Annotated in this window: 9 protein-coding genes; 2 read left to right on the top strand and 7 right to left on the bottom strand. The window is 61.2% G+C overall.

The genetic code is table 11. The features are described from left to right. Positions 1-114 precede the first annotated feature (114 nt). Positions 115-2,835: a DNA ligase D gene (gene ligD, locus AB8A27_RS04865; RefSeq protein ID WP_441240934.1), complete on the top strand. Its 2,721-nt coding sequence runs from the start codon at positions 115-117 to the stop codon at positions 2,833-2,835. Between the two features lie 126 nt (positions 2,836-2,961). On the opposite strand, the gene AB8A27_RS04870 is transcribed toward ligD, so the two are convergent. Beyond that, entirely contained in the window at positions 2,962-3,126 is a 165-nt protein-coding gene (locus AB8A27_RS04870; protein ID WP_081422059.1) for a DUF3309 family protein, read from the bottom strand. Between the two features lie 154 nt (positions 3,127-3,280). Here AB8A27_RS04870 and AB8A27_RS04875 point away from each other — a divergent pair, with 154 nt between their 5' ends. Continuing rightward, the gene (locus tag AB8A27_RS04875) at positions 3,281-3,592 is read left to right on the top strand and encodes a polyhydroxyalkanoic acid system family protein (protein WP_441240935.1); all 312 of its coding nucleotides are present in this window, start codon (positions 3,281-3,283) and stop codon (positions 3,590-3,592) included. A gap of 230 nt (positions 3,593-3,822) precedes the next feature. Here the strand turns inward: AB8A27_RS04875 and treY are convergent, their stop codons facing one another. Genes treY through AB8A27_RS04905 form a run of 6 tightly spaced genes read right to left on the bottom strand, consistent with a single transcriptional unit; the run spans position 3,823 to position 17,872 of the window. Continuing rightward, on the bottom strand, positions 3,823-6,615 hold the full coding sequence (treY, locus tag AB8A27_RS04880) for a malto-oligosyltrehalose synthase (RefSeq protein ID WP_441240936.1): 2,793 nt from the start codon (positions 6,613-6,615) through the stop codon (positions 3,823-3,825). Next, positions 6,615-8,381: a malto-oligosyltrehalose trehalohydrolase gene (gene treZ / locus AB8A27_RS04885; RefSeq protein ID WP_441240937.1), complete on the bottom strand. Its 1,767-nt coding sequence runs from the start codon at positions 8,379-8,381 to the stop codon at positions 6,615-6,617. The genes treY and treZ overlap by 1 nt, the downstream gene beginning before the upstream one ends. After that, the gene (gene glgX, locus AB8A27_RS04890) at positions 8,378-10,456 is read right to left on the bottom strand and encodes a glycogen debranching protein GlgX (protein WP_441240938.1); all 2,079 of its coding nucleotides are present in this window, start codon (positions 10,454-10,456) and stop codon (positions 8,378-8,380) included. The genes treZ and glgX overlap by 4 nt, the downstream gene beginning before the upstream one ends. 3 nt (positions 10,457-10,459) lie before the next feature. Then, complete coding sequence (gene glgB / locus AB8A27_RS04895) at positions 10,460-12,601, bottom strand: 1,4-alpha-glucan branching protein GlgB (protein WP_441240939.1); 2,142 nt, start codon at positions 12,599-12,601, stop codon at positions 10,460-10,462. Continuing rightward, positions 12,598-15,897 (bottom strand): maltose alpha-D-glucosyltransferase, encoded by a 3,300-nt coding sequence (gene treS, locus AB8A27_RS04900; protein ID WP_441240940.1) that lies wholly within the window; start codon positions 15,895-15,897, stop codon positions 12,598-12,600. The genes glgB and treS overlap by 4 nt, the downstream gene beginning before the upstream one ends. 22 nt (positions 15,898-15,919) lie before the next feature. Then, positions 15,920-17,872 carry an alpha-1,4-glucan--maltose-1-phosphate maltosyltransferase gene (locus AB8A27_RS04905; protein WP_441240941.1) on the bottom strand — a complete coding sequence of 651 codons (1,953 nt, stop codon included), beginning with the start codon at positions 17,870-17,872 and terminating at the stop codon, positions 15,920-15,922. Positions 17,873-17,948 lie beyond the last annotated feature (76 nt).

Below are 17,948 nucleotides of genomic sequence, written 5' to 3' on the forward strand. Positions count from 1 at the left end.
CAAAAATGAAGCACGTGGGCTGCAAAGCATTGCGCCGGCGTGGATTTCCAGGAACTTCAACGACAGTTCCCGGTTTTGGTTCCGGGCCGGACCCTGCGGCCGATGATGCGTTGAATGAGGTTCGCCTTGGCCGACAAGCAGTTATCGATTTATCGCCGGAAACGCGATTTCGCGCTCACCAAGGAGCCTTCCGGCCAGATTGTGGTCGCGCCGGCAAAACGCCGCCGCTTCGTGATCCAGAAACACGATGCCACGCGGCTGCATTACGATCTGCGGCTGGAGATGGACGGGGTGTTCAAGTCCTGGGCCGTCACCCGCGGGCCGTCCATGGACCCCGCCGACAAGCGCCTCGCTGTCGAGGTAGAAGATCACCCGCTCGACTATGGCGATTTCGAAGGCACGATTCCCCGGGGGCAATATGGTGGCGGCACCGTGCAGCTCTGGGACCGCGGCTATTGGGAGAGCGACGATCCGGACAAGGGCCTCAAGAAGGGTGACCTGAAATTCACGCTGGATGGCGAGAAGCTGCATGGCGGTTTCGTGCTGGTGCGCATGAAACATGACCGCAATGGCGGCAAGCGGACCAACTGGCTGCTGATCAAGCATCGCGACGACTTCGTGAAGGAGGGCAAGGCCAATACCATCCTGGATGACGACAAGTCAGTGGCGTCCGGCCGTAGTATGAGTGCGATCGCATCCGGCAAGGGCAGGGCGCCGAAGCCGTTCATGATCGCCAGAACAGCGAAGATCAAACCCGATGCTATCTGGGATTCCAGCGAGGGCAGTGCTGCCGATGCGCGCGCCAGAAAAGGCACCAGGACCAAAGCGGACATTGCCAGGCGTGCGACGAAGAAGGCTGTATCGAAGAAGGCGGCCAAGACCTCCGCGAAATCGGTCAAGGCCGCGAAGATGCCTGGCTTCGTCGCGCCTCAACTTTGCACGATTGTGGACCGGCCGCCCTCCGCGGATGGCTGGGTGCATGAGATCAAGTTCGACGGCTATCGCGTACAGCTCCGCGTCGAGGACGGTGAGGCGACGCTGAAGACACGCAAGGGGCTCGACTGGACGGAGAAATTTCGGGCCATCGCCAAAGAAGCCACCGGCCTGCCGGACGCCATCATCGATGGCGAGATTGTCGGCCTCGATGCCCATGGCGCGCCGGACTTCGCGGCGCTGCAGGCGGCGCTGTCGGACGGCGAGACCGATACGCTGATCTTCTTCGTGTTCGATCTGCTATTTGCTGACGGCGAAGACCTGCGCAAGCTGCCGCTCGGCGAGCGAAAGGAGCGATTGAAGGCACTGCTCGACAAGGCACGTGGCCGTCGCAAGGAAAGCCTGATCCGCTATGTCGATCATTTCGAGACCGGTGGTGACGCCATCCTGCAATCGGCCTGCAAACTGGCGCTGGAAGGCATCGTCTCCAAGAAACTGTCGGCGCCATACGTGTCCGGCCGGTCGCAGAACTGGACCAAGGCCAAGTGCCGGGCCGGCCATGAGGTCGTGATCGGCGGATGGAAGAGCAACGCGGGCAAGTTCCGTTCGCTGATGGTCGGCGTCAACAGAGGCGATCATCTCGCTTATGTCGGCGTGGTGGGCACCGGTTTCGGCCAGGACAAGGTTACGCGCATCATGCCGGCGCTGAAGAAAGCGGCGGCAAAGACCAGCCCGTTCGGCGGCAAGGAAACGCCACCGGGTGGCCGGGACGTGCACTGGCTCAAGCCCGAACTCGTGGCCGAGATCGAATTCGCGGGTTTCACCGGGGCCGGCATGGTGCGTCAGGCATCGTTCAAGGGACTGCGGCAGGACAAGCCGGCCGATGAGGTCGCGGCTGAGACTCCGAAGAAGACCGCGCTCGCCGAACCGAAGCCCAAGCGCGGCGTGAAGAAGACAGCGAAAACCTCCGCGAAGAAAGCCGTGCCGGCAAAGGCCGCAGCAGGCTCCACGGTCGTGATGGGCGTGGCGATCTCCAAGCCCGACAAGGAGCTGTGGCCCGATGCAGGCGATGGCAAGCCGGTCACCAAACGCGATCTCGCGGCATATTTCGAAGCCGTCGGCGATTGGATGATGGACTATCTCAAGGGCCGTCCGTGTTCGATCGTGCGCGCGCCCGATGGGATCGACGGGCAGCAGTTCTTCCAACGCCACGCAATGCCAGGGACATCGAACCTGCTCGAACTCGTGAAAGTCTCCGGCGACCGCAAGCCTTACCTGCAGATCGATCGCGTCGAGGGTCTTGCGGCCGTCGCGCAGATCGGCGGGCTCGAACTGCATCCCTGGAATTGCGCGCCGGATGCGCCGGATACACCGGGGCGTCTGGTGTTCGATCTCGATCCGGCACCCGATGTGGACTTCACCGCGGTGATGGATGCGGCACGCGAGATGCGCGAACGGCTCTCGCGCCTCGGTATGGAGAGTTTCTGCAAGACGACCGGCGGCAAGGGCCTGCATGTGGTGGTGCCGCTGCTGCACGGCGCGAAGGACAAGGTCGACTGGAAGTCGGCAAAAACTTTTGCGCAGGCCGTGTGCCAGCAGATGGCCAGTGACGATCCCGAGCGCTACCTGCTCAACATGTCGAAGAAGCTGCGTGCTGGAAAGATTTTCCTCGATTATCTGCGCAACGACCGGATGTCGACCGCGGTCTCGGTGCTGTCGCCGCGGGCGCGAAAGGGGGCCACGGCGTCGATGCCGCTGACATGGCCACAGCTGCGCAAGGATCTGGATCCGAAGAATTTCACCGTACGCAGCGTCCCGGCGCTGCTGGCGAAGAGCAAGGCGTGGGCGGGTTACGAGGATGCTGCATCGTCGATCAAGGCGGCGATTGGGAAGATGAAATAACGTACTCGACGAAACAGCAGTTCAACTTTCATTACTCGCTTTCGCGGGTGATGAAAGTCGAAGCATACGCGCATGAAAAGGCGCGCAACCCTTCCGGATCGCGCGCCTCGAAATGAATATTCGCTCTTACAGCTTACCAAGCAGCAGGAGGATCAGCAGGATCACCACGATGAGGCCGAGACCGCCGCCGCCGTAATAGCCGGTGCCGTAGAACGGACCGCCGCCGATACCGCTGAAACCACCAAGCAAGGCGATAATCAGGATGATCAGAATAATTGTACCAATGGACATGAATGTCTCCTCAGCCTGGCAGACGGACGAGCCGGCTACCTTCATGCGGTAAAAACGCGCGGAGACCTGCAAGGTTCCGGGGTGAAACCTTCATTGCGACTACCGCTGGACGAATTCGCGCTTACATCCATGCGAACTAACAAAGGATTCTGTGATGTCCGCACCACTCGTCGTTTCTATTCCTCACAGCCTCGGCCACGACGAGGCATTGCGTCGCCTCAAGAGCGGACTGACGCGCGCAGCAACTAACGTACCTATGTTGAAAGTTGACGAGGAACGCTGGGAAGGCGACCGAATGATCTTCCGCGTCCATGCCATGGGGCAGGCAGCGTCTGGTCATGTCGATGTGGCCGAGGATCATGTCACCGTCGAGGTTGTGCTGCCCTGGCTGCTGCAGCGCTTCGCGGAAGTGGCGCAGGCAGCGATCAAATCGCGTGGTAATCTGCTGCTCACGAAAAAGAGTTGAAGCGGCGATTACGGCGCGCCGAAAATCTCACGCCTCTTTAATGTCTATTGCTGTGCAGCATGAAAATATCGCGCGATAGTGCGGTGCACGCCGGCTGTGTTGTAAACCACTCGCAAACAATTTGATGAAAAGCTTTGAGTGCGCGGAGGAAGGGAACCGACCTTCTTCGAGTCGGCACGACATCCGCCAGGCCGTCCGGCCGTTGATCCCGGGCGGCCTTGTCGTGTGTGCTATCGCAAACGCGTCGAACGAATGCGTTTCGGCGCAGCATGTGCCTTCACGATCGCCATCGGAAGCTGCCTGAAGAGTTTGGCAACGGCGAGCTGGCTCACGCCGTTCTTCGTCGCAGAACCTTCAACGAGATAGCCGGGCGCGATCACGGTCGCGTCGAACGCCGTCGCTTCCGGCCAATGCCGCCCGCCTTGCGTCGATTCGAAAAAGGTGCGCGGGATCACAACGATTGCCGCGTCGCGCTGATGCCGCCGTGCAAAGGCAATAATGTGCGCGGCATCGGGTCCGGTCACTTCAAGTGGTTCGTAATCGCCATGGGTGAAGATGATTGCCATCTCGGTACGGCGTTTCAACAGCTCGCGCGTCCAGGCGAGCTTGATGTGGCCGTCGTCCCAGTGTTGCGCCAGCGCCGTCCAGTCTGGTTGCCGCATTCCCTTCAGCACTTTTGCGCGTTCGGCGAAATCGACGGGACGGCGGTTGTCCGGATCGACCAGCGAGAAATCCCAGAACTCAGTGCCCTGATAGAAATCCGGCATGCCGGGAATGGTTGCTTTCAGCGTGATCTGGCTGAGTGAATTCAATGCGCCGATCAGCGATGTGCGCTTGGCAAAGGTCTCAAGCGCCGCAAGAAATTCCGGCGATTGGGCGGGATCGAGGATGCGCTCCAGAAACGTGTGCAGACCCTTTTCATAGGCGTCGTTGGGATTGAGCCAGCTCGTTTCCTGCTTGCCTTCGCGTGCTGCCTTCAGCGCATAGGCCTGCATCCGCTCAAGGAAGGAATTGTCCTGCCCGCCGGGCGGCCATGCGCCGATAAGCGCCTGATACAACATATACTCAAACGCTGCGGAGGGTGCGCGTATCTCGCCGTCAACAACCAGATGCGGCGCGTTCAGCACCTTCCAGCGGCTGACCGCACTGGCCCATTCACCGGGCATTTCAGCCAGTGCCAGCAAACGCGCGCGGGCATCCTCGCCGCGCTTGGTGTCGTGGGTGGCAGTCGAAGTCATGCCATACGGCCGCTCGCGCGCGCGCGCGATCATTATCTGGTGGAACGCAGGGACAGGTATCGCCTCGGCGGCCGGCTCGCCGCCGACTTCGTTGAAGGCCAGCAGGCGATGATAGCGATAGAAGGCGGTGTCTTCGAGCGACTTCGCCATGGTCGGTCCGGTGAACTGCTGCACCTTCAATGCAAAGCGTCGCACCCGCGGCTTGCTATGCCCGGGGCGGCCGGGCTCCAGCAGGTCCAGCGTCAAAGCATCGCGCAGGAAGTCAAACAAGCCTTCGTCGGCGCCGAACCAGTCGGCGCGAGCCTTCTCGATGGTCGTGGCAATCAGTTGCCGGTCGAGGGCCGATGGGCCGGCGGTGGAGAGATAGGTGCGATAGACCGGGAAATGCAGCACATAGAGTTCGAAAGCCTGACGCAGCGTGTCGGCGGAGAAGTCGCGTGTTGAATAATGGCCGTTGGCGATCCGTGCCAGCAGACGCGTCAGCACGGTGAATTCGCTGAGCAACAGCGTATCGAGCACGCGGCGCTTGGCTTCCACCAGTTGCGGTTCGAATTTCGGCGAGACATTGCTCACCTGCCGCCAGGTTTCGCCCAGCGGTTCCAGGCCTTTTTCTTCGACTAGCACCTGCGTGATTGCATTGAGCCATTCATAGCCGGTGGTGCCATGCACGCCGGCGAAGGGCACCAGCTTCTCGCGTTCGCCGAGAATTTTCTCAACCACGACATAGAACGGTTTGTTGTTGTTGCCATGCGCCTCGCGGATCAGCCGGCGCAGCCGCTGGAAATATTGCGAGGGATCGCGAAGCCCATCGATGTGGTCAAGCCGCAACCCCTGCAGCTTGTCTTCGGCAATCAGTCGTTTGACCAGCGAATGGACCGCCTCGAACGTATCGGCGTCCTCGACACGCAGACCAGCCAGCGTATTGACATCGAAGAAGCGGCGATAATTGATCTCGCTCGAAGCAAGACGCCACTGGCCAAGCTTGTAGTGCTGGCGCTCCAGCAGCATATGCAGCGCCTGGATCTGCGCAGGACGATCTGGCCCGGCGCGATAGGCCTCGATCCCTTTGGCGATCACCTCTGCGGCGCCCTCGATCGACGCCAGTTGCTGCTTGAAAGCCGGCGCTTCCCGCCGGTTGGGATGGCGCAGGCCTTTGTGCCTGGCAGCCAGCGTCAGGATCGCCCGGCCGGCTGGCGTGTTGCCGGCATCGGCCTCCTTGACGATCAAGCGCAGCATCTCGCTATAGCGCTCCGGCGCGATCGGCAGGCGATGTTCGAAATACCAGGCCGAGAAGCTTCCTTCCCCGGCGTCGTATTTCAGCTCGATCTCGCCATTGTCCAGTGCTTGGCCATACGAGCTGCCGATGATCGGCAGTAGCACGCCGCCGCGCGCACGATAGGGCAGGGTGTCCCAGTCGATGTCGAAGGAGACAGCGTGGGGCGACGTCTGTCCCCATTCCAGCACGTCGAGCCACCACGGATTATCGGCGAAATGTATGCCCACATGATTGGGCACAAAGTCGAGGATCAGGCCGATATCACTGGCCTTCAGTGTGGCGCTCAGGCGCTCGAAACCTTCTTCGCCGCCCAGCTCCGGATTGAGCTTGGTGTGATCGACGATGTCATAGCCGTGCGTCGAGCCAGCACGCGATTTCATGAAGGGCGAAGCATAGAGATGCGTGATACCGAGCGCCTTCAGATAGGGCACGATGCCCGCGGCGGCGTCGAAATCGAAATCCTTGGTGAGTTGAATACGGTAGGTCGCGACGGGAATCGCAGGGGCCATTATTTGTCTCCGATCCGCCACTCGACGGACCACGGCGTCCCCACGCCGGTGCTGGTGTTGCCCCAAATTGTCGTGCCGGATGCGGGCTGCGCAGCCGCTATTTCTTTGTCAGACAGATTTGCCGCGAGATACAGCCTGCTGCCGTCACCCATTTTCCAGAATGCCGTGAGCAAACCGCCATCACTCGCCTCGGCCTTGCCGAACCGTGCGCAAGCGAGGCGCGGTACAATATGCTGTTTGCGCAGTGCGAGCAACTCGCGCACCAGCGTCAGCCGCTTCTGCCCCGCTACGCCGTCGCGATTGTCCCAATCGGCGAAGGCCGAGCGGAACGAGCTTTCGTCCAGCGGATCGGGAATCTCGTCGCCGTATTGCTCATAGGCGCTGGCGAATTCCTTCTTGCGGCCACTACGCACGGCATTGGCGAGATCGCCCTCGAAATCGCAGAAAAACGGGAAGGGCACTTTTGAGCCCCATTCCTCGCCCTGAAACAGCATCGGCACCATCGGCGCCAGCAGCGTGATCGCCAGTGCAGCTTCGATGGCCTCGGGCCTGGCCAAGGTCTCCAGCCGATCGCCCAGCGCGCGGTTGCCGATCTGGTCGTGGTTCTGCAGGAAGTTCACGAAACCCGCCGGTGCGAGTTCGCCTGATGGTTCGCCGCGTTCGGCGCCCGCGCGATGCGCTGAGGGCTGCCCCTGATAGGCGAAGCCGGAGCCCAGCGCCTGCACGATATGATCGAGTGGGTTTTGCGCGTAGTCGCTGTAATAGCCTTTGTCTTCGCCGGTCAGCAGAACATGCCAGGCGTGATGGTAGTCGTCGTTCCACTGCGCGCGATACTTACCGCGCGGCGGGTTGGTCGCGGGATCGAGCAGCGTGGCGCGGTTGTCGTCGTTTTCAAGAACGAGATGGATGTGCCGGCCGGTATCGGCGGCGAGCTTTCCGACCTCGCGGCTCAGCTCATGCAGCATCGGAATTTCGCCCTGTTCGACGATCGCATGCACTGCATCGAGCCGCAGCCCGTCGAAACGATAATCGCGCAGCCAGGCGAGGGCGTTCTCGATGGCATAGGCGCGGACTTCAGGCAGACGATAGTCGATCGCCGAGCCCCATGGCGTGTCGGCGCCGCCAAAGAAATTCGGCGCATAGAGGCCTAGATAATTTCCTTCCGGCCCGAAGTGATTGTAGACCACGTCGAGAAACACCATCAGCCCGCGCAGATGCGCTTCGTCGATCAGGGCCTTCAGGTCCTCCGGGCGGCCAAACATCGCATCCGGCGCATACCACAACACGCCATCATAACCCCAGTTGCGCTTGCCGGCGAAATCGGCGAGCGGCATCAGCTCAAGCGCGGTGATCCCGGTCGCGACCAGATGATCGAGCTTGTCGATCATGGCGCGATAGGTGCCTTCCGGCGTGTAGGTGCCGACATGGGTTTCGAGCAGCACAGTCTCTTCCCACGGCCGTCCGCGCCAGTCCGTCGCGCGCCACGCATAGGTTTTGTGATCGATCACTTCGGAGGGGCCGGCGATATCGTTAGGCTGAAAGCGAGAGCCGGGATCTGGCACGTCGATCTTGTCATCGATCCTGAAGCGATAGGTGTCGCCAGCCTCGACACCTGCGACCTCCACGCTAAACCAGCCGTCATCGCCGGGCTTCAAGGGATGGGATTGATCGCTCAGCACCACATCGACGCGTTGCGCAGCCGGCGCCCAGAGACGGAAGACCGCCCCTTTCCCGGTCAGTCGTGGTCCGAACGAATGGGCGCTCATGCAGGCGTCCCTGCAAAGGCCAGCACCGAGCGCGGCGGCGCGTCGATGTCGCTGCCGGGGGGCAGGATGGCGATGGAGAGCTTTTCGTCGGCAGTGTTCAGCACCTGCCGCCAGTTCTTGTATTCCAGCAACTTCGGCAGCTTGAACGGGATGCCCTCAGGCGCCGCATTGAGCACGATGAAGATCGGGTTGGTGTTTTCGCCGGAAGCGCTGAGTACATAAGAGAGAAAGCGCCCGTCTGGAAACGCCCAGTCCGTCTCGGTCATCTCGTCGGCCGATGGGGTCAGCCAGAGCACGCCATAGGTGCCGTCGGCGCGGCGGCCGTCGAGCCAGCGCTGCGTGGTGATCTGAGGGAAGCGCTGGCGTAGCTGCACCATGTGGCCGATGAAGTCGGTGAGGTCATCGGCCTTGTCGCCGAGATTGTCCCAGGTGATCCAGCCGATCTCGTTATCCTGGCAATAGGCGTTGTTGTTGCCGCCCTGCGTATTGCCGACCTCGTCGCCGGCCAGCAACAGCGGCACGCCTTGCGCGAGGAACAGACAGGCGAGCTGGTTCTTGCGGAGCTGCCGGCGGAGCGCCAGCAGCTCGGGATCCTCGGTCGGGCCCTCGACGCCGAAATTGTTGCTGAGGTTATCCGAGGAGCCGTCGCGATTGTCTTCGCCATTGGCCTCGTTGTGCTTCTCGTTATAGGCAAACAGGTCCGCCAGCGGAAAACCGTCATGCACGGTGACATGATTGATGCCGGCGCGCTGCTTGCGGCCGTCATGGTTGAACACGTCGGAGGAGCCGGTCATGCGGCTGGAGACTTCGCCGATCAGCGAGCCTTCGCCGCTCCAGTAGCGGCGCATGGCGCTGCGATATTTGTCGTTCCATTCCGACCATTGCGACGGGAACGCACCGACCTGATAGCCGCCCATGCCGAGATCCCAGGGCTCGGCGACCATTTTGACGTTGGCGAGAACAGGGTCCTGCCGGATGGCGGTCAGGAATCCGCTATTGCGATCGAAGCCGTTCGGCCCGCGCGCCAGCGCGGTTGCAAGATCGAAACGAAAACCATCCACGTGGCAGACCTCCACCCAGTAGCGCAGTGAATCCATCACCATCTGCAACACGCGCGGATGCGTAAGGTTCACTGAGCTGCCACAGCCCGTGAAGTCGTCATAAAAACGTGGATTATCCGGCATCAGCCAGTAATAGGAGGCATTATCGATGCCGCGATAGGACAGCGTCGGGCCGAGGTGATTGCCTTCGGCGGTGTGGTTGTAGACAACATCGAGCATAACCTCGATGCCGGCGTCATGCAGCCGCGCCACGGTGGTGCGGAACGCATCGAGCGGATTGTCGGCGCCGTAACGCGCTTCCGGAGCGAAGAAGGAGAGGCTGTTGTAACCCCAGTAATTCACCAGCTTCATTTCCACCAGCCGGCGGTCATCGACAAAGCTGTGCACCGGCAGCAGCTCGATGGTGGTGACACCGAGCCGTTTGAGATGGTCGATCATCGCCGGCGATGACAGGCCGCGATAGGTGCCGCGCAGCCCTGGCGGCACGTCCTTGCGCGTCTGCGTCAGGCCCTTCACATGGGCCTCATAGATGATGGTGTCTTCCCACGGCACGCTCGGGCGCGCTTCCTTGCGGCCCCAGTTGAAGGTCTCGTCAACCACCACGGCCTTCGGCATGCCGCGCGCATTGTCGCGGCGGTCGAAGGACAGGTCCTCGCGCGACGAGCCAGTGCGATAGCCGAAATGTGCATCGCTCCAGACGAGGCGCCCGGCCAGTTTTTTGGCATAGGGATCGAGCAACAGCTTATGTGCATTGAAACGGTGGCCATGCTCGGGCTCATAGGGCCCGTGCACGCGATAACCATAGAGCTGACCCGGCGAGACATCGTTGAGATAGCCGTGAAAGACGTGCTCGTTATATTCCGGTAGTTCGACCCGCTCGAGCTCGCGGCGCCCCTGGCTGTCGAACAGACACAGTTCGACCTTGGTGGCGTTGGCAGAGAACAAGGCAAAGTTGGTCCCCCGTCCGTCCCAGCTTGCGCCGAGGCGGAAGGGTGTGCCGGCGGATAATCTCATGCTCTAGAATTCCGGTACGAGAAAGAGTGCGGCCAGCGGTGGAATGGTCAGACTGAGTTCGGGGACAAGCCCCTTGGCAATGACTTCGCCTGAATTGCCGACATTGCTGCCGCCGTAATGCGCGGCGTCGGAATTCAGCACCTCGCGCCAGGCCCCGGTGAACGGCACGCGGACGCGGTAATCACGATAGACGTTCGGGGAGAAATTCACCACGACGAGACACTGCGTGCGCGGGTTGGCGCCCTTGCGCAGCCAGGCAAACACGTTGTTGCCGGCATCGTCGGTGATCATCCACTCGAAGCCTGCGGGATCGCAATCGAGTTCATGCAGTGCTGGCTGGTTGCGATACAACTCGTTGAGATCGCGGATCAGCGAATGGATGCCGGCATGCTTGTTCTGCTCCAGCAGGTGCCAGTCCAGCGAATGATCGTGATTCCACTCGCGCTCCTGGGCGAATTCACAGCCCATGAACATCAGCTTCTTGCCGGGGTGGCCGAACATGAAGGAATAATAGGCGCGTAGGTTCGCGAAGCGCTGCCAGTCGTCGCCGGGCATGCGGCCGAGGATCGACCGTTTGCCGTGCACGACTTCGTCATGGGACAGCGGCAGCACGAAGTTTTCCGAGAAGGCGTATTGCAGCCCGAACAGAATGTCGTTGTGCTGGAAGCGGCGATAGATCGGATCCTTGCTGATGTAATTCAGCGTGTCATGCATCCAGCCCATGTTCCACTTGTAGCCGAAGCCCAGCCCGCCGAATTCGACAGGACGCGATACTTGCGGCCATGCGGTGGACTCCTCCGCCGCCGTGGTAGCATTCGGAAACTTGGCGAAGACTTCGGTGTTGAAGCGGCGCAGGAAGCTGATCGCTTCGATATTCTCGCGGCCACCATATTTATTCGGAATCCAGGCGCCGGCTTCGCGGCTGTAATCGAGATACAGCATCGAGGCGACAGCATCGACGCGCAGTCCATCCACATTGTAACGCTCGAGCCAGAACAGCGCGTTGGATACCAGGAAGTTCACCACTTCCGTCCGTCCGTAATTGTAGATCAGCGTGCCCCAGTCCATGTGCCGGCCCTGCAGCGGGTTGGCATGTTCATAAAGGGCCGTGCCGTCGAAATTGCCGAGGCCGTGCGGATCGTCCGGGAAGTGCCCGGGCACCCAGTCGAGCAGCACGCCGAGGCCCTCGGCATGACAGGCGTCGATCAGCAATGCGAATTCTGCCGGCGTACCGAAGCGGCTGGTCGGCGCATACATGCCGGTCGGCTGATAGCCCCACGAGCCGTCAAACGGATGCTCGTTGACGGGCAGGAATTCCACATGGGTGAATCCGAGATCGCGGGCATAGCGCGGCAGCGTCTCCGCAAGGTCGCGATAGGTCAGCCACTCATTGTTGCCCTTGCGGCGCCATGAGCCAAGATGCACCTCATAGATCGACATCGGCTTGTTCAGCGCATTGATGTGATCCGGGGCAGGGCGCGGATGCGGGATCCTGGTTTCGTCGAGCACGATGGACGCCGTGGAGGGCCGCAGTTCCGCGGCAAAGGCCATCGGGTCGGATTTCTGCGTCAACTGGCCGTGCGGGCCGATGATGTCGAACTTGTAGTGATCGCCGGGCGTCGCGCCGGGAACGAACAATTCCCAGTAGCCGGGGCCGCGCACGCGCATGGGATGACGCCTTGCATCCCAGAAATTGAAATCGCCGACGACACTGACGCGCTTCGCATTCGGTGCGAACACCACAAAGCCAACGCCGCTAATGCCTTCCAGCACCATGGGGTGCGCGCCGAGCTTGTCATAAAGTCGCTGATGCGTGCCTTCACCGAGCAGGTAGAGATCGAACTCGCTCAGGACCGGCGGAAAGCGATAGGGGTCGTCGAGATTGACCGACTTGTCGCCATAGCGCGCGCGCAACTGATACCTGGTCGAACCATTGGCCAGTGCGCCGACAAACAGGCCCGCGTCATGTACACGCTCCAGCGCGGTCGTCGCACCGTGATCATCGATGGCATCGACATTTTCGGCTTCCGGCAGGAAAGCACGTACAACCGTCTTGTCGGCTTCCTTGTGGGGGCCGAGATAGTGAAATGGATCGGAATGGCGGCCTTCGACGATTGCGTAAGCCTCCGCGGGCAATTTGGTCATACGGCCTCCTCGGAATACTGATTCAGAATGCGCAGGATGCCAGTCAGTGGCACCCGCAGCCAATCTGGCCGATGCGCGAGTTCGTATTCGATTTCGTAGAGCGCCTTTTCCAGCAGGAAGAAGTTCAGCATTTCCTTGCTGGCTCCCGCGTCTGCCGGCCACAGCCGCGCGTCGGTCATGGTCTCGCGATAGGCGTCAACGAATGCCGTGGTGGCACGTTCCCGCCAGGCGTCCAGTGCGGCAGCGAGCTTGCCGGTGTCGTCCGAAGTGACCTTGAGCGCGCGTTCCAGCGCTGCCGTTGCCGAATAATCGATCGAGCGAATGAGCCCGGCGATATCACGTGCGGCGGGCGCCTTGCGGCGGCGCTCATCGATCGACCTGCGCGGTTCACCCTCGAAGTCGATGATGAAGATGTCATCCTTGACGATCAGCATCTGGCCGAGATGGAAATCTCCGTGATGGCGGATCTTCAGTCCGTCGATATTCTCGGGCAGCAGCTCGGTCAGCCACCCTCGCAAGCCGTGGCGCAGTTCCAGGACCTGATCGATCAGCGCGCGATCCGAATCCTTTGCAGCATTGCGACGTTGGGCGAGCGCACTGAATACCGGCTCGGCACGTAAGACGATTTCGCTGATCCACAATTTGATGTCGTCGGGCGACGTCGGCTCCGGTTTGAAATCCGGAATGTCGTCGCGGCTGGCCAGCGCCATCTGCATCTCGGCGACGCGGCGGCCGGTCTGCGACATATAGAGCAGATACGGCACCTGCTCTTCACTGTGGGGCGCGTGGTCATTCACCGCCAGCAGGCGCTGCTCATCGGCGAAACGGTCCAGATAAGCTGATGTGACCGTCCAGGCATCGCCCTGATTCTGCACGAAGGCATGCACGATGGCGACGGCGGAGCGCTGATCGCCCTCGACCAGTTCGACGCTGCCGAGCAAAGCGGGCGTGTTGGTGAAGCCGGCGATATCGGTCAGGAAACGGCTGACCTCGATCTCCGGATTGATGCCGCCCTGCAGCTTGCGGTAGATCTTCACGACATAGTCGTTATCGACCAGAGCGGTGCTGTTGGACTGCTCGGTTTCCACCGCCCGGATATTATCGAGCGGGGCACGAGGTTTTTCGGCAAGCTTCGCGGTCGGCCGGAATTCCAGGCGTTTGCCCTCTTCCTCAACCGTCAGCGAAATCCGCAGATTGTGCAGCAGCAACGAGATGAAGATGTGGTCGGTGGCGACATCGAGCAGCGTGCCTTCGCGGGCGCCCTGACGGACAGCGGCAAAGGCTTTCGGATTGTAGCGTTCCCGATCGAAACGGGTCCATTCGATCTGCATGGGCAGCAGATAGCGCGTCGCGACATTACGCTGCGTGGTTTCGAAGAACACCAGCCATGGCCGGTTGTCGCCGATCTCGCAGAACGGGATCGCGCCGGTGAGCACGGGCTGGATCGCCTTTTGCTGTCGCTCCGGATACCAACGGCTGCGCGCCAGGAAGGAGGGCAGCACGTCGCGCTCGAACACACCACGCGTACGGGCGAGGGTCATCCAGGTCGAGCCGAGCGGCACCACCAGCGTTTCGAATTCCGGCACTACCGGCGGCTGCGAATGTTCGGAGACATCGCGCACCTGCAGCCGGAACCAGTAGAAGCCGTAAGGCGCCAGCGTGATCATGTAAGGCAGTTCGCCGATCGGCGGAAATTTGGTGCGACCGAGCATTTCCAGCGGCACGCGTTCCTTCCACGGGGACAGATCGAGTTCGGTGGCCTGCGCGGCGCGCGACAGGTTGGCGACGCAGAGAATTGCTTCGTCGCCGAGTTGGCGCACATAAGCGAGAACGGAGCGGTTATCGGGGCGGATGAAAGTCATCGTGCCGCGACCGAAAGCCAGCGTCGATTTTCTGACAGCAATGAGCCGTTTGGTCGCCGATAGCAGCGACGACAGGCTGCGCGACTGCGCCTCCACGTTCACGGACTCATAGCCGTAGATCGGGTCCATGATCGGCGGTGCATAAAGCCGCGCGGGATCGGCGCGCGAGAAGCCGCCATTGCGGTCCGGTGCCCATTGCATCGGTGTGCGCACGCCGTTGCGGTCGCCGAGATAGATATTGTCGCCCATACCGATCTCGTCGCCGTAATAGATGATCGGCGTGCCGGGGAATGACAGCAACAGTGAATTCAGCAGCTCGATCTTGCGGCGATCATTGTCCATCAGGGGCGCAAGACGGCGGCGAATGCCGACATTGATGCGCGCGCGTGGATCGTTCGCATAGGTCGACCACAGATAGTCGCGCTCGACGTCGGTGACCATTTCCAGCGTCAGCTCGTCGTGATTGCGCAGGAACATCGCCCACTGGCAGTCGCCGGGAATGTCCGGCGTCTGCCGCATGATATCGGTGATCGGGAAGCGGTCTTCCTGCGCCAGCGCCATATAGATGCGTGGCATCAGCGGGAAGTGATACGCCATGTGGCATTCGTCGCTGTTGCCGAAATATTCCTGCACGTCCTCCGGCCATTGATTGGCTTCGGCCAGCAGCAGGCGGCCCGGCGCATAGGCGTCGAGCTCGGCGCGCAGATGTTTGATGACCTTGTGCGTTTCCGGCAGGTTCTCGTTATTGGTGCCGTCGCGCTCGACGAGATAGGGGATCGCGTCCAGACGGAAGCCATCGACGCCGGCATCGAGCCAACGTTTCATCACCTGCACCACGGCAGAGACGACGCGGGGATTGTCGAAATTCAAGTCCGGCTGATGCGAGAAGAAGCGATGCCAGTAATAGGCCTTGGCTTCCGGATCCCAGGTCCAGTTCGACTTTTCGGTATCGGTGAAGATGATCCGGGTGCTCTGATATTTCTGGTCGGTATCGCTCCAGACATACCAGTTGCGGGCGGATGACCCTGCCGGGCTGCGGCGGGCGCGTTTGAACCAGTCATGCTGGTCCGAGGTATGATTGATGACGAGTTCGGTGATGACGCGCAGGCCACGGCGCTTGGCTTCATGGATGAAGCGCTTGAAATCCTTCATCGTGCCGAAATCGGGATGGATCGAACCATAGTCGGCGATGTCGTATCCGTCGTCGCGGCCAGGCGACGGATAGAACGGCATCAGCCATATGGTGGTGACGCCGAGGTCCTGCAGGTAATCCAGCTTCTCGGTCAGGCCGATAAAGTCGCCGATGCCGTCATGGTTGCTGTCAGCGAAGGTCTTCACATGCAGCTGATAGATGATGGCGTCCTTGTACCAGAGCTTGTCGATCTCCTCGCTGCGTTGTTTCGTTTTTGCGTCGATTTCGGTCATGACGTTCATTGGTGACGCTTTCAGGCAAGGATCAGGCGAGGCAGCGGAAGAAGACGGCGGGATCGCGCTGCGGGTCGAGACGCAGGCGGATGCCGCCCCATTCGACACCATGACGCTCGCCGGTGATGATGTTTTCGACGGCGGCAACGTTGCGCTTCTCGCCATCGACCGTGACTTGCGTGTCGATCGGCAGCCAGAATTCATAGGGATCGCGCGACAGCGCGATGGCGCCGGCGACTGTATTGGTGCCGTCGATCGACTGCTTGACGAAGCCGATGATATTGTCGTTGTCCACCGGCATGAAGCGCAGGTTTGACGTCTGCTGTAGCGCCGGGTTGGCGCGGCGGGCATGGTTCAGCGCGGTGATATAGGGCTTGATATTGCCCGGCGCATTCCAGTTGCGGGTCCTGATCTCGTATTTCTCCGAGTTCAGATATTCCTCCCTGCCCGGGATGGCCTCGTGTTCGAGCAATTCGAAGCCGTTATAGATGCCATAGGTTGACGACAGCGCGGCCGCCAGCGCAACCCGCGCCTTGAACATCCAGGCTTCGCCGGATTGCAGGTGATAGGGCAGGATGTCCGGCGTGTTGACAAAGAAGTTCGGGCGATAGAAGTCGCGCTCGGGATAGCCGCACAGTTCGTTGAGATATTGCTCGATCTCCCACTTCGCGGTGCGCCAGGTGAAATAAGTGTAGCTCTGCGAGAAGCCGAGCTTGGCGAGGCCCTTCATCAGCTTCGGCCGCGTAAACGCTTCGGCGAGAAACAGCGCGTCCGGATGCTTGATCTGCACCTCGTGAATCACCCATTCCCAGAACCGCAGCGGCTTGGTGTGCGGATTGTCGATGCGGAAGATCCTCACGCCCTGATCGCACCAGAACAGCAGCATGTCGCGGAGCGCGTTCCACAGCGATCCCGCATCCTCGCTGGAGAAGTCGGGATTGTGGATGTCCTCGTATTTCTTCGGCGGGTTCTCGGCATATTTCATCGAGCCGTCCGGCCGGCGCTTGAACCAGTCCGGATGGTCCTTGACCCATGGATGATCCGGCGAGCACTGCACGGCGACGTCGATCGCCACTTCCAGACCGTGCTCCTTGCACGCCGCGATCAGCGCATGGAAATCCTCCATGGTGCCGAGTTCAGGATGGATCGCGTCATGGCCGCCCTCGGCGCCGCCAATGGCATAGGGGCTGCCGACATCGCCGGGCACGGAGGTGAGCGAATTGTTCTTGCCCTTGCGGTTTGTCTTGCCGATGGGATGGATCGGCGTGAAATACAGCACGTCGAAGCCCATGGCCTGCACGTCAGGCAGGCGGGCGATGCAGTCGAGGAAGGTGCCGTGCTGGCCGGGCACCGTGCTCTGGCTGCGTGGCACCATCTCGTACCATGCGCCGTTGCGGGCGCGCTCACGGTCGATCATCAGCGGCAGCAGCGGCGAGCGCGTCAGGTCCGGGCGCAACTGGGCCTCGGCCATGGCGGTGCGCAGTTCGGGTGACAGCAGCGGCTCATTGTCGCCGGTCTGCAGAAAGCTCTCGCATTGCCTGACGATCAGCGCCGAAGCCTCGGGCCCTGCATTCTGCGCTTTGGTCATCAGGCCGGCGCCTTCCAGCGCATCCAGCGTGACATCCTGTCCGGCCTTCAGCTTCAGCTCGAAGCCGTGGCGCCAGGTGGCGAATTCGTCGGTCCAGGCCTCGATCGCATATACATAGCGTCCGATACGATCGGGGATGAATGAGCCACCCCAGCGGTCGTTCGCTTCCAGCGTCATCGGGACCCGATTCCACTCGCGGTCCTGCTCGCGGCGCCAGACAACCGCCGCGGCGATGATCTCGTGACCGTCGCGGTACAGGTCCGCATAGACGGCGACAGGTTCGCCCACGATGCGTTTGACCGGGAAGCGGCCAGCATCGATGATCGGATAGATGTTTTCGATATGAAAGGCCCCGCCGACGCCGGCGGTGTCCACGATTTGGGATGTTTTATTCACGGTGATGCCATCAACATGAGGTGTCGCCCCTGTTCGATTGATGGAAAAGAGACGGTGCGATCATATACAAAGCCCC

Source organism: Tardiphaga sp. 768_D3_N2_1 (assembly GCF_052076105.1).
Taxonomy (GTDB): Bacteria; Pseudomonadota; Alphaproteobacteria; order Rhizobiales; family Xanthobacteraceae; genus Tardiphaga.